This window comes from Kitasatospora sp. NPDC059648 (genome assembly GCF_042734825.1).
GTDB lineage: Bacteria > Actinomycetota > Actinomycetes > Streptomycetales > Streptomycetaceae > Kitasatospora.
Map to the genome: position 1 here is coordinate 14,146 of NZ_JBHWDU010000013.1, position 12,547 is coordinate 26,692.

The 12,547-nt window shown below is 75.1% G+C and carries 13 protein-coding genes; 6 read left to right on the forward strand and 7 right to left on the reverse strand.

Features of this window, described 5'->3' with window-relative positions; translation table 11 throughout:
* Positions 1-298: 298 nt before the first annotated feature.
* Both ACFV1W_RS10915 and ACFV1W_RS10920 read left to right on the forward strand, forming a co-directional pair.
* Positions 299-3,202, forward strand: a complete 2,904-nt coding sequence (locus tag ACFV1W_RS10915; RefSeq protein WP_380415147.1) for an FAD-binding and (Fe-S)-binding domain-containing protein — start codon at positions 299-301, stop codon at positions 3,200-3,202.
* 238 nt (positions 3,203-3,440) lie between these two features.
* A complete protein-coding gene (locus ACFV1W_RS10920; protein WP_380415149.1) occupies positions 3,441-3,851 on the forward strand; it encodes a PaaI family thioesterase in 411 nt (136 codons plus the stop codon).
* 45 nt (positions 3,852-3,896) lie between these two features.
* Here ACFV1W_RS10920 and ACFV1W_RS10925 read toward each other — a convergent pair whose 3' ends face one another.
* The gene (locus tag ACFV1W_RS10925; protein WP_380415151.1) at positions 3,897-4,349 is read right to left on the reverse strand and encodes a CBS domain-containing protein; all 453 of its coding nucleotides are present in this window, start codon (positions 4,347-4,349) and stop codon (positions 3,897-3,899) included.
* 72 nt (positions 4,350-4,421) lie between these two features.
* Entirely contained in the window at positions 4,422-5,432 is a 1,011-nt protein-coding gene (locus ACFV1W_RS10930; protein ID WP_380415153.1) for a slipin family protein, read from the reverse strand.
* Positions 5,433-5,577: 145 nt separating this feature from the next.
* Here ACFV1W_RS10930 and ACFV1W_RS10935 point away from each other — a divergent pair, with 145 nt between their 5' ends.
* Positions 5,578-6,351: a uracil-DNA glycosylase gene (locus tag ACFV1W_RS10935; RefSeq protein ID WP_380415155.1), complete on the forward strand. Its 774-nt coding sequence runs from the start codon at positions 5,578-5,580 to the stop codon at positions 6,349-6,351.
* 44 nt (positions 6,352-6,395) lie between these two features.
* On the opposite strand, the gene ACFV1W_RS10940 is transcribed toward ACFV1W_RS10935, so the two are convergent.
* The gene (locus ACFV1W_RS10940) at positions 6,396-7,274 is read right to left on the reverse strand and encodes a CHAD domain-containing protein (protein WP_380415157.1); all 879 of its coding nucleotides are present in this window, start codon (positions 7,272-7,274) and stop codon (positions 6,396-6,398) included.
* A gap of 150 nt (positions 7,275-7,424) precedes the next feature.
* On the opposite strand from ACFV1W_RS10940, the gene ACFV1W_RS10945 reads away from it, so the two are divergent.
* The 3 genes from ACFV1W_RS10945 (at position 7,425) to ACFV1W_RS10955 (ending at position 9,829) form a co-directional block, all read left to right on the forward strand.
* A complete protein-coding gene (locus ACFV1W_RS10945; RefSeq protein ID WP_380415159.1) occupies positions 7,425-8,096 on the forward strand; it encodes a hypothetical protein in 672 nt (223 codons plus the stop codon).
* Between the two features lie 183 nt (positions 8,097-8,279).
* The gene (locus tag ACFV1W_RS10950; RefSeq protein ID WP_380415161.1) at positions 8,280-9,095 is read left to right on the forward strand and encodes a DsbA family protein; all 816 of its coding nucleotides are present in this window, start codon (positions 8,280-8,282) and stop codon (positions 9,093-9,095) included.
* An 86-nt stretch (positions 9,096-9,181) separates the two neighbouring features.
* A complete protein-coding gene (locus tag ACFV1W_RS10955) occupies positions 9,182-9,829 on the forward strand; it encodes a vitamin K epoxide reductase family protein (RefSeq protein WP_380415163.1) in 648 nt (215 codons plus the stop codon).
* Positions 9,830-9,841: 12 nt separating this feature from the next.
* Here ACFV1W_RS10955 and ACFV1W_RS10960 read toward each other — a convergent pair whose 3' ends face one another.
* From ACFV1W_RS10960 to ACFV1W_RS10975, 4 genes are all read right to left on the reverse strand, one after another.
* Complete coding sequence (locus tag ACFV1W_RS10960) at positions 9,842-10,342, reverse strand: NUDIX domain-containing protein (RefSeq protein WP_380415165.1); 501 nt, start codon at positions 10,340-10,342, stop codon at positions 9,842-9,844.
* A 106-nt stretch (positions 10,343-10,448) separates the two neighbouring features.
* Positions 10,449-11,522, reverse strand: coding sequence for a serine hydrolase domain-containing protein (locus tag ACFV1W_RS10965; protein WP_380415167.1), 1,074 nt, complete (start codon positions 11,520-11,522; stop codon positions 10,449-10,451).
* Positions 11,523-11,613: 91 nt separating this feature from the next.
* Positions 11,614-12,129 (reverse strand): GNAT family N-acetyltransferase, encoded by a 516-nt coding sequence (locus ACFV1W_RS10970; RefSeq protein WP_380415169.1) that lies wholly within the window; start codon positions 12,127-12,129, stop codon positions 11,614-11,616.
* A gap of 24 nt (positions 12,130-12,153) precedes the next feature.
* Positions 12,154-12,546, reverse strand: coding sequence for an ankyrin repeat domain-containing protein (locus ACFV1W_RS10975; protein ID WP_380415171.1), 393 nt, complete (start codon positions 12,544-12,546; stop codon positions 12,154-12,156).
* Position 12,547: the final 1 nt, after the last annotated feature.

The window sequence follows — 12,547 nt, forward strand, 5'->3', positions numbered from 1 at the left end:
GCTGGGGCAGTCCGGGCGCACGCAGCCGCCGGACGGTCGGCTCGCCCCCGTACGGGAAGATCTCCCGGGACGGCGCGCCGTCCACCGGGACGGGACGGGCAGCGGCTCCCCGATCAGCAGCCGGGCGAGGTGGGCCTCGGGGCCGGCCGGGTCCCCTGCCGCGGTTTCGTTGATCATGTTCGCCGAGGCTGCCACACGACACCCCGTCGGCGGTACCCCCGTCGTGCCCGGTTCCCGGACGACGCCCCGGCTGCGATCATCGGCGGAGCCGTTGCCGCACCCGCCCGGGAGGTCCCTGGTGAGCCGTCCGTCCGCCGCCCCCGGGGCCGAACTGGCCCGTGAGCTGGCCGCCGTGCTGCGCGGGGAGGTCCGCTTCGGCGCGGCCGAGCGCACGGTCTACAGCCACGACGCCTCGAACTACCGGCACCTGCCGCTCGGCGTGGTCAAGCCCGCCGACCTGGACGACGTGCGCACCGCGATGGCGCTGTGCCGCCGGTACGGGGTGCCGGTGGTGGCGCGCGGGGCCGGGACGAGCGTCGGCGGGCAGGCGATCGGCCCCGGCGCCGTGGTGCTGGACTTCCGCCGCCACCTCGGCGCGGTGCTGGAGGTCGATCCACAGGCCCGCACCGCCCGCGTCCAACCCGGCACCGTGCTGGACGACCTCCAGCGCGCGGCCGGGCCGTACGGGCTGCGCTTCGGCCCGGACCCGTCCACCCACAGCCGGTGCACGCTCGGCGGCATGATCGGCAACGACTCCTGCGGCTCCCACTCGCTCGCCTGGGGCCGCACCTCCGACAACGTCGAGCAGTTGGAACTGCTGCTCGCGGACGGCACCGAGCTGACCGTGGGCGGGCGGCTGACCGGCGCCGAGCGTGCGGCGCTCCGGGAGGCGCCCGGCCGGGTCGGCCGACTCCACAGCCGGCTCCAGGAGTTCACCGACCGCAACCTCGCCGTCATCCGCCAGGGCATGCCCCGGCTGCCGCGCCGCACCTCCGGCTACCCGCTGGACGCGCTGCTGCCCGAGCACGGCCACGACCTGGCCCGCGCGCTCACCGGCACCGAGGGCACCTGCGCGCTGCTGCTGGGCGCCACCGTCCGGCTGGTCGAGGCCCCGCCCGCCCGCGCCCTGGTGGTGGCCGGCTACCCCGACGAGAGCGCCGCCGCCGACGCCGTCCCGGCGCTGCTGCCGTACGGTCCGCTGACCGCCGAGGGCATGGCGGCCGACCTGATCGCCGCGCTGCTGGCAGCCGGACCGCGCCCGCCCGCACTGGACCGGCTGCCCGCCGGCGAGTGCTGGCTGTTCCTGGAGACCGGCGGCGCCACCCCGCTGGAGGCCTACCGGGCCGCCCGTCGGCTGGCCGACGCGGTGCGCCGCGAGCGCTCGGCCGCCCTCGCCCTGGTCACCGACCCGGTCGAGCAGCGCCAGCTGTGGGCCGTCCGGGAGGCGGGCGCCGGGATCGTCACCCGGCTGCCCGGCGGCGGCCAGGCCTGGCCCGGCTGGGAGGACTCCGCCGTCCCGCCCGAGCGGCTCGGCGACTACCTGCGCGACCTGCGCGCCCTGCTGCGTCGGCACGGCCTGCGCGGCGTGCCGTACGGGCACTTCGGTGACGGCTGCGTGCACCTGCGGATCGACTTCCCGCTGGACCGGCCCCAGGGAGCCCCGGTCTTCCGTGAGTTCCTGGAGCAGGCCGCCGATCTGGCGCTCTCGCACGGCGGTTCGCTGTCCGGCGAGCACGGGGACGGGCAGGCCCGTGCCGAGCTGCTGCCGCGCATGTACCCACCAGCGGTCATGGAGCTGTTCGGCGAGTTCAAGCGGATCTGGGATCCGGAGAACCTGCTCAACCCGGGCGCCCTGGTGGACCCGCGGCCGCTCGACGCCGACCTGCGCTTCGTCACCTCACCGCGCCGCGCGCTGCCGCTGGCCCTGCCGTACGAGCAGGACGGCGGCAGCCTGACCGAGGCGGTGCACCGCTGCGTCGGCGTCGCCAAGTGCGTGGACCCGACCACCGGGGTGATGTGCCCGAGCTACATGGCCACCGGCGAGGAGAGGCACTCCACCCGGGGCCGGGCCCGACTGCTCGCCGAGATGCTGCGCGGGGAAGCGATCCCGGACGGCTGGCGCTCGGCGGAGGTACGGGAGGCACTGGACCTCTGCCTGAGCTGCAAGGGCTGCGCGAGCGACTGCCCGGTGCACGTCGACATGGCGACCTACAAGACCGAGTTCCTGTACCAGCACTACCGGCACCGGCCGCGCCCGCTGTCGCACTACTCGATGGGCTGGCTGCCGTTGTGGCTGCGGGCGGTCGCGCTCGCGCCGGGAGCGGCCAACTCGCTGGTCCGCTCCCCGGCCGGTGCGCTGCTCAAGCGGCTCGGCGGGATCGACCGGCGCCGGGTGCTGCCGGTCTTCCCGCCCGAGACCTTCACCCGCTGGTACCGGCGGCACCGCACCGCCCACCGCCCCCCGGCGGGGGCACGGCCGGTGCTGCTGTGGCCGGACACGTTCTCCGACCACCTCCAGCCGAACGTGCTCCGCTCGGCCGTCGAGGTGCTGGAGCACCTGGGCTTCGACGTCCGGTTGCCCGAAGGGCCGGTGTGCTGCGGCCTCACCTGGTACTCCACCGGCCAGCTCGGCACCGCCCGCCGGGTGTTGCGGCGCAGCCTGGGCGCGCTGGCGGCCGCCGGGGTGCCGGCCGACACCCCGGTGGTCGGCCTGGACCCCAGCTGCACCGCCACCCTGCGCGAGGACCTGCCCCGGCTGCTCGGCGCGGACGGCCGCCCGCTCTCCGGACGGACCCGCACCTTCGCCGAGTTCATCGACGAGCACGCCCCGGACGCCCCGCTCCCGCCCGTCCGGCTGGATGCCGTCACCCAGACCCACTGCCACCAGCACGCGGTGCTCGGCAGCGCGGCCGACCGCCGGGTCGAGGCCCGACTGGGCCTGAACAACCGGGTGCTGGACTCCGGCTGCTGCGGGCTGGCGGGCAACTTCGGCTTCGAGCAGGGCCACTTCGAGGTGTCCGCGGCGATCGCCGAGCGGGTGCTGCTGCCCGCGGTCCGGGCGGCCGGGCCCGACACGGTGGTACTGGCGGACGGCTTCAGCTGCCGCACCCAGGTCGCCCAACTCGCCGACGGACGGCAGGCCCTGCACCTGGCGGAGCTGATCGCCCGGGAGCTGCGGGCCGCCGCCCGGCCCGTCGACTGACTACGCGTGCGAGGCGAGGAGGGCCCCGGCGTGCGCTGCGGCCTCCTCCCGGGTCGGGTGGCCGGCCACGCCCCCGGCCGGTCGGCCGCGCTCCCGGTCGGCCACGCCCCCGGTCGGCCGCGCCATTTCTGGGCTCGGTGCGGCACCACTTCGCCGGCTGCTCGGCGGGGTGCTCCGGCGCCCCCGGACACCTGACCGCCTCCTGACAGCGCGCCAACGCTCCCGGCACAACGGCGTGATGACCCTCACCCCCGCCGAGGCGGACAGGATCCTCGCCGACAACTTCGCCCCCTGGGTGCAGGCGCTCGGCCTGTACGTCGTCGAGACCGGCGAGCGGCACGCCGTGCTGCGCCTGCCCTGGTCCGAGCAACTGGCCCGCGAGGGCGGCGGGTTGTCCGGCCAGGCGCTGATGGCCGCCGCCGACACCGCCTGCGTGGTCGCCCTCTCGGCGGCCCGTGGCGGCTTCGCGCCGATGACCACCATCCAGCAGTCCACCAGCTTCCAGCGCGCGGTCAGCGGCCAGGACGTCCTGGTCCACGCCGCGGCCACCAAGCTCGGACGCCGGATCGCGTTCCTCGACACCACCCTCACCGCGGAGGACTCCGAGGAGCCCGCCGCCCACGCCACCACCGTCTACGCGCTGGGGTGACCGGGTCCGCACGCGGACCCGGTCACCCCAGGACATCGGCCCGGATCAGCCCTGCAGCGCCTCCTTCTTGGGCGGCTCCTCCGCGCACACCGCCGACACGAACTCCGCGAGCCGCGCCTGCGGCAGCCCGCGTGCGATGTCCGCCTCGCTGATCATGCCGACCAGCTTGTGCTCCGGGTGGTTGATCACCGGCAGCCGGCGGACCTGGTACTGCTCCATCACTCGCAGCACCTGCTCGCAGTCCTCGTCCGCCTCCACCGTCATCGGCCGCCCCTGCGCCAGGTCGCCCGCCGTCATCCCGGCCGGGTCCTTACCCTCCGCGACGCAGCGCAGCACGATGTCACGGTCGGTCACGATGCCCACCAGTCTGTCGTTCTCCCCGCAGATGGGCAGCGCGCCCACGTGCCGTTCCCGCATGATCCGGGCGGCGGCGGCGAGCGTCTCGTGCTCGCGGATGCACTCCGCGCCCTGGTGCATGATGTCGCTGGCTCTGGTCATGGTCCGCCTCCTGACCTCGCTCCCTCTCGTCCATCGTGGTCCGGGCCGGTGCCGCACGCCACCGGGCACCCGTCACGGCATCGCCCCCGGCTCCGCACGGCCACCCGGCCCGCCCTTCCCGTCCGCCTCCGCTCGATCGCCCTCCAGGTCCGTGCCCTCCAGCGGCGAGCGGGACAGCAGCTCCTCCAGCGGCGGGAGTTCGTGCTTGGGCTGCTCCCGGTCGACCTCCGGCTCCGGCACCTCGCCGCTCTCCACGGCCCGCTCCGCGGACTTCGCCGCGGCCGAGACCGCGGCTGCCGCCAGCAGGTCCCGCTGCTGGGACTCCGTCGCGCTGTCCAGGAACCGCAGCAACTCCACCGGGAAGGGCAGCACCAGCGTCGAGTTCTTCTCCGCCGCCACCTCCACCACGGTCTGCAGCAAGCGCAGTTGGAGCGCCGCGGGGGTCGCGCTCATCACCGCCGCCGCCTCCGACAGCCGCTCGGAGGCCTGGTACTCGCCGTCCGCCGTGATGATCCGCGCCCGCCGCTCCCGCTCGGCCTCCGCCTGGCGCGCGATCGAGCGCTTCATCGACTCCGGCAGGGCGACGTCCTTGATCTCCACCCGGTCGATCTGGATGCCCCAGCCCAGCGCCGGGCTGTCGATCATCAACTCCAGGCCCTGGTTGATCGGTTCGCGGTTGGCCAGCAGGTCGTCCAGTTCGCTCTTTCCGATGATCGACCGCAGCGAGGTCTGCGCGACCTGGGAGATCGCGAAGTTGTAGTCCTGCACGTTGACCGTCGCCTTCACCGGGTCCTGCACCTGGAAGTAGACCACCGCGTCCACCCGCACGGTCACGTTGTCCCGGGTGATGCCCTCCTGCGCCGGGATCGGCATCGTCACGATCTGCACGTTCACCCGGCGCAGCCGGTCCGCGACCGGCATCAGCGCGACCAGCCCCGGCTCGCGGACCTCCTCGCGGACCCGCCCGAAGCGGAACACCACGCCCTTCTGGAACTGCTGGACCACCCGGATGCTCAGCGCCGCCCAGACCGCCCCCAGCCCGACCAGCACCCCGAGACCTCCCAGCACCGCATCGACGATCATCGCGGCCTCCTCTGCGGCCTCCGCGCGCACCGGCGCCACCGGCCACCGCCGACCGGACCGGCCGGGGCCGTCGGAGCAACTGATTCCACGCTACGCCTGCCCGGCGGACGCCGGACCGAACGGGCCCGCGGCCTAGGATCGGGGGATGCAGCTGGCCCCCGCCGACGACCCCGACCACCCCCGCCACCCCGCCGAGGCCGCCGCCCGCGCCACCGGGCTCGCCGACCTCGACCGCGTCGTCACCGGCTGCCGGGCCTGCCCCCGGCTGGTCGAATGGCGCGAGGAGACCGCCCGCACCAAGCGCCGCGCCTACCAGGACTGGGACTACTGGGCCCGCCCGATCCCCGGCTTCGGCCCGCCCGAGGCCCCGCTCGTCCTGGTCGGCCTCGCCCCCGCCGCCCACGGCGCCAACCGCACCGGCCGGATCTTCACCGGCGACCCCTCCGGCGACCTCCTCTACGCCGCCCTCCACGACCTCGGATTCGCCAATCGCCCGCACTCCGTCCGCCACGGCGACGGCCTGGAACTGTACGGCGTCCGGATCACCGACCCGGTCCGCTGCGCCCCGCCCGACAACAAGCCCAGCACCGCCGAGCGCGAGACCTGCCGGCCCTGGATCACCCGCGAGATGCAGCTGCTGCGACCCACCGTCCGGACCGTCGTCGCCCTCGGCGGCTTCGCCTGGCAGGCGATGCTCCCGGTGATCGCGGACGCCGGCTGGGTGCTCCCGCGCCCCCGCCCGGCCTTCGGCCACGCCGCCCTGGCCACCTTCCCCGCCCGGGACGGCGGCTCCGACCTGCGGCTCTACGGCTGCTACCACGTGAGCCCGCGCAACACCAACACCGGCCGGCTCTCCACCGCGATGCTCAGGGACCTGCTCCGCGAGGCTGCCCTCTCGGCCGGGCTCAGGCCGCGGTAGCGCCCCCAGCGCGCGCTGATCCGACGCGAAGCGTCGGACAGTCCCTAGTCGAACCGGGTCAGCTTCCGCTTCGCCGCGCCCGCCCACACCTCCGTCAGCCGCCCTCGCGCCGCCTCCGCCGCCGCCAGCTGGCCCGCGTAGAGGACGCCGTAGGCGAAGGGCTCGCCGTCCTCGGCGGCCCGGTCGGCCAGCGCCGCGGCGGCGACCACCGCGTCCTGGTGTTCGCCCAGCAGCTCCTGGACGGCCTTCATCCGCTCGGTGTAGCGCTCCGCCGCCGGGCCGAGGGCGAGGGCCGCCGTCTCGCCGGCGTAGCGGGCGCGCTTGGCGGCCTTGCGGACTTCGTGCAGGGCCCGGTCGCGGTCCGCGGGGTCGGCCGCGAGGGCGGTGCGGACGCGACCGGCCGTGCGGCGCTGCTCGTGGGCGGCGATGCGGGAGAGTTCGGCAGCGGCGGCGCGGGCGGCCCGGGGGCGCAGCGGCGGGTCGGCGAGCAGGGTGGACAGGGCCGTGGCGAGGGCCCGGCGGCGAGGGCTGTCGAGGGCGGCGACCACCTCGGGCCACACCCGGCGGTACTCGGCCGCACCCCACTGCTCCAGCGCGTCGACGACGCGGTCCGGTCCGCAGGCGGCGGGCAGCTCGCGGGCCCTGGCGGCGAGCCGTTCGGCGAGCACCTCGCGGTCGCGGGCGCGGCCCAGCGAGGCGCCCAGCCAGCGCAGGTCGGCGACCAGGGCGTCGGTGGCACCGGGAGCGAGGAGACGGCGGAAGGTCCGCAGGGCACTGCGCAGCCGCCGACAGGCGACCCGCATCCGGTGGACCGCGTCGGGTTCGGCCGCGCGGACGGCGTCGTCCAGTCCGGCGAGCACCACTGCCTGCGCCTCGATGCGGTCGAGCAGCACCTGTCCGACCGTGGTGTCGGGCCTCGCCATGCGCGTGCACCCCCTCGTCGGGTCGCCTTCCAGGCTAGTCGCGCAGGAGCGGCTGTCGCCCCCGGAAGGCCTGGGCGGGCGTCACCCGAACGCCGTATCCGTATGCACTCTCGTGTCCGCCGTAAGGGGCATGGCATACTCCGGGGCGTGATGACCTCCACCCGTGCGACCAGGGCCCTGCGGGCCGCGGTGTTCACCGCGCTCGCCGTGCCGATGGCCGCGCTGGGCCAGGTGGTCATCACCGGTCGCCCGCTGCCGCTGTCGCTGGTGGCCACGGCGAGCGCCGTCGTGTTCCTGGTCGCGGCCGTACTGGCCGGCGGGGAGCGGCGGCTGCTGCACATCTCCGGGGTGATGGTGCCGGTCGAGCTGCTGCTCAACACCACCTTCAACCTGGGCCAGACCGGCTGTGGGCCGGTACTGTCCGAGCACGTCTCCGCGCGCGGGGTGAACCTGCTGGTCTGCGGCGGCGGTTCGGTGGACGGCTCCCTGCTGGGCGGTCCGCTGGGCCACGCTGGGCAGTTGGCGCCCGCCGCGACCCAGCTGCTGCTCCTGGCGGTGCACCTGGTGATCGCGCTCGCGGCCTCGGCCTGGCTGCGGCTGGGCGACTCCGCGCTGACCGGGCTGGCCCGGGCGCTGCGCGCGCTGCGCCAGTCGGTGGCCCGCCCGCTGCGGGCACTGCTCGTCCTGCTGCTTCCCGCCCCGGTGCGCCCGGTGCTGCGGGTACCGCTGCCGGTGTCGGACCACGAGCGGCCGCGCCGCGAGGACGTGGTGCTGAGCCCGGCTCCCCGGCGTGGTCCGCCGGCCTTCGCGCCTGCCTGCTGAGCGCGAACCCCGCTTCCGTGCGCACGCTCCCGTGAGGCGACTTCCGGTGAGCGCGTCTCCGTGAGCACGATTCCGTACGCCCGCAGGCAGTGCGCCCGACTCCCGCGTCACTTGTCCCCGCCGCACCCGTGTGTGCGGCCACCCGCGCGCACCCGCGCGCCGCGTACAGGAGTTGACTTCCCCATGGCTCAGAACCCCACCAAGCGCGAGGCCAAGCGCATCAGCGCCCGCGAGCGCATCCAGGAGGCGCAGCGCCGCGAGCAGCAGGCCGCCAAGCGCCGTCAGCGGATCGTCGTTTCGGTCTCCGCCGTCGTCGTGCTCGCCCTGGCGGGCGGGGTGGCGCTCGCGATCAACACCGGTTCGAAGAACGACGACAAGGCGGCCGCGGCCGCCTCCGCGGCCCCGCTGGTCGTCCCGGCCAACGCCACCGGTCCGGACGGCACGGTGATCACCTACGGCAAGGCGGACGCCCCGCACACCATGGAGGTGTACGAGGACTTCCGCTGCCCGGTCTGCAAGCACTTCGAGGCGGCGAACGGCCAGACCGTCAAGGAGATCACCCAGGACGGCCAGATCAAGGTGGAGTACCACCTGGCCGCCTTCCTGGACAAGAACCTCGGCGGCAAGGGCTCGCGCACGGCGCTGGCCGCGGCCGGCGCGGCGCTGAACGAGGGCGTGGACAAGTTCAAGGCGTTCCACGACGTGCTGTACGCCAACCAGCCGGACGAGCGCGAGGACGGCTTCGGCGACGTCGACCACCTGCTGGACCTGGCGGGCCAGGTGCCCGGGCTGAAGACGGACGCCTTCGTGAAGGCGGTCACCGACCGGACGTACGCGCCGTGGGCGGCGAAGGTGGCCGACGCGTTCAACAACAGCCAGGTGACCGGCACCCCGACGGTCAAGGTGGACGGCAAGCCGGTCAACCTGTTCACGGGCAACGCCCCGGCGTCCCCGGAGCAGTTCACCGCCCAGGTCAAGCAGGCCGCCGGCCTCCAGTAGGCCGCACCCCGCCGCACGGCACCACCGGTCCGGCCGAACTCCCGGCCGGGCCGGCCCCTCCCAGCCAGTCACCGGAGTGTGCTGTCATGACCGCGACCACCGTGCACCCCTCCCGCCCCGCCCCCGAACCCGCCGACCCGGGCCCGGTCGGGGCGAGCCGGGCCCTCGCCCTGCTGCTGTTCCTCGGCGGACTGGTCGGCCTCGCCGCCTCGGCCGTGCTGACCTTCGACAAGCTCCGCATCCTGGAGAACCCGTCGTACGTCCCCAGCTGCAACATCAACCCGGTGATCAGCTGCGGCTCGGTGATGCGCACCGAGCAGGCCTCGGTCTTCGGCTTCCCCAACCCGCTGCTCGGGCTGGCCGCGTTCGGCGCACTGGCGGCGATCGGCGCGGGACTGCTGGCCGGTGCCGCCTACCGGCGCTGGTTCTGGCTGGGCCTGCAGGGCGGGACGGCGCTGGGCGTGGTGTTCGTCCACTGGCTGGTCGACCAGGCGCTGTACGACATCGGCGCGCTGTGCCCGTACTGCATGGTCGTGTGGGCAACGGTGGTGGTCCTGTTCTGGTACACCACGCTCCACAACCTGCGCGCCGGGGTGATCCCGGTCGGGCCGCGGACGCGGACGGTCGTCCGGGAGGCGGCGCGCTACCACTGGGCGCTGCCGGTGCTGTGGGCGGCCGTGATCGCGCTGCTGGTGCTCAACCGGTTCTGGTACTACTGGAGCACCCTGGTCTGACCGGCCCCGGGCTCACCCCACGTACCCCGCCGAGTGCAGCAGTGCGGCGGCGCCGGTGCGCCGGGCCTCCAGGGCCCCGGTGAGCCGGCGCGCCGCACTGGGGTTCAGCAGGGCGGCCGCCCGGGCTGGCGTGAAGTAGCCGTGGCCCGCGATCTCCTCCGCCTGGAGCCGGACCACGGTGCCCGGCTCGACCGCGCCGCCGTCGAACATGAAATGCACGGCGGGGTGGGCGTGTCGGCCCTGGTCGGGGATCGCCTCGCGCCACTCCACCACCAGCAACCGCAGGTCGTGCGCCACCAGCCCGGTCTCCTCCCACAGTTCCCGGGCCGCACACTCGGCGGGCCCCTCTCCCGGGTCCATCCCGCCGCCGGGGAACTGCCACTGGTCGCGGTAACTGGCCTTCAGCAGCAGGACCTTGCCGTCCCGGTCGGTGAGCAGCACGCTGCAGCCGATGTAGGCGCGCACCATCCGGGAGAGCCACTCCTCCTCCGAGAGTTCCCAGGTGTCCGTCATCGCGCCTCCTCCGCCGGCCGTCCTCCGTCGCGGCGACCCTGCCCCGGTCGCCGCTCCGCGAAAGGTGGTTCGTGCCTAATCCACCCGATCGGGTTGCGTGCACGCCTCACCCGAAGACGGCCCGCCGGAAGGCGTTGCGCAGGTCGGTGAGGGACTGGGTGATCCGGCTGTGGTGCACCTGGTTGGTGAGCAGCAGGGCCCAGCGGCCGAGTCGGCGGGAGACCCAGACGCCGGTGCCGGTGAAGCCGTAGTGGACGAAGGTGCCCTCGGCGGGGTCGGTGCCCGGGGCGTACATCCAGGACAGGCCGCGGGCGGGGGCGAGGCCGCCGGTCTGCTCGCTCAGCGATTCGGTGATCCACGGTTCGCCCCAGGGGAGTCGGGGCGGCGGGGCGAGCAGGGCGGTGAGGAAGCGGGCGAGGTCGGGGGCGGTGGAGAAGGCCCCGGCGTTGCCGGAGACGCCGCCGAGCAGCCGGGCGGAGGGGTCGTGCACCACGCCGCGCAGGTGGGCGCCGGCCGACCGGTCGTACTCGGTGGGCGCGGTGCGGGCGGTCTCCGCGGCGGCGAGCGGCCCGTAACGGGTGTCGGTCATGCCCAGCGGCCGCCAGGCCCAGCGGGCGGCGAGTCCGTCCAGCGGGGCGCCGCCGAGGTCCTCGACCAGGTAGGTCAGCAGTACGGCGGCGCGGTCGGTGTACTCGACGGCGGCCCCCGGCGCGCGGTGCAGCGGAGCCGCGATCACTCCGGACCGGATCGCCGCCGGCGCCCGCCCGTAGAGCTGCTCGAAGCGGGTGTACGGGAGCATCCCCGCCGTGTGGGCGAGGAGTTGGCGGACCGTCACCGCCCCCGCGGGGTGCCCGGCGGCGGGCGGCCACCAGCGCCCGAGCGGTTCGTCCAGCGGCAGCCGGCCGGCCTGCCGCAGCACCCCGGCGCAGGGCCAGAGCGCCACGACCTTGGTGAGGCTGGCGAGGTCGTACAGCGTGTCCGGCCCCGGGGTGAGCCGCGCGTACGGGCCCTGCCCGAGCGTGCCGTGGCCGCCGCCGCCGAGCGTGCCCCCGGCGTCGCCGACGGCCCAGACGGCGCCCGCCCCGACGGTGCGCACGCCCTCGCGGACCAGCCGGTCCAGGGGCCCGCCGGGCGCGGCCAGGGCGGGAAGCCGTTCGGCGTCGGGTGGTCGGTGACTCACCACCGGTGTCTACCCGGCGCACGCACCGCTCAGACCGTCGGCGCCGTCGCCGTCGGCACCCGGACCGCGGCGGCGGCCCGGACCGGGCCGGTCACACCGCCGCCGGGAGCTCCTTGCCCAGGCAGATGCTCTGCGGGTGGTCCTTGTAGATACCGAACTTGCGGATCGCCGCGTACCCCTCGGAGCCGTACAGCGCGATCGCCTCGGGCTGCTCCGTCCCGGTCTCCAGGATGAAGCGGGTGCGCCCGGCCCCGACGGCGCTCTCCTCCAGCCGGCGCAGCATCGCCCGGGCCAGGCCCCGTCCGCGCGCGTCGGGTATCACGAACATCCGCTTCAGCTCGGCGTCCCCGTCGCGCAGCCCGTCCGACCCGGCCTGCTTGGCCCGCCAGCCGCCGCAGGCGACCGGACGGCCGTCCAGGTACGCGATCATGAACAGGCCGGCTGGCGCCTCGAAGTCCTCGGGGTGCATCACGGTCTCGTCCGGGTCCCCGTAGCGGCGGACGTACTCCTGCTGCACCTCCGCCGACAGGGCCTGCGCGTCGGGGTGGGCGTACCCGGTGATGCGGAACTCGACGGTGCCGGCGTCCTTGGTGGCGGTGCTCTCCATGGTGGAAGAGCCTACGGTTTCGGCTCAGCGGCCCTCGAACCGGGCCAGCAGGTCGGTCCTGCCGAACATCGCGGCGGCGTCGACGGCGGACGGGACGCCGGCCCCGGGGTCTGCGCCGCCCGCGAGCAGGGCGTCGACGACGTCCGCGCTGCCCTTGAAGACGGCCCCCGCCAGCGGGGTCTGGCCCTTGTCGTTGGCGCGGTTCGGGTCGGCGCCGCGCCGGAGCAGGGCTTCGACGGTGGCCGCGTGGCCGTGGTAGGCGGCGAGCATGACCAGGGTGTCGCCGCTGCCGTTGGTGAGGTCCGCGGAGACGCCCGCGTCGACGGCGGTGGTCAGGGTGGCGGTATCGCCGGCCCGGGCGGCGTCGAACAGCTTCCCGGCGAGCGCGATCACCTCGGCGTCGGGGGCATCGGTCATG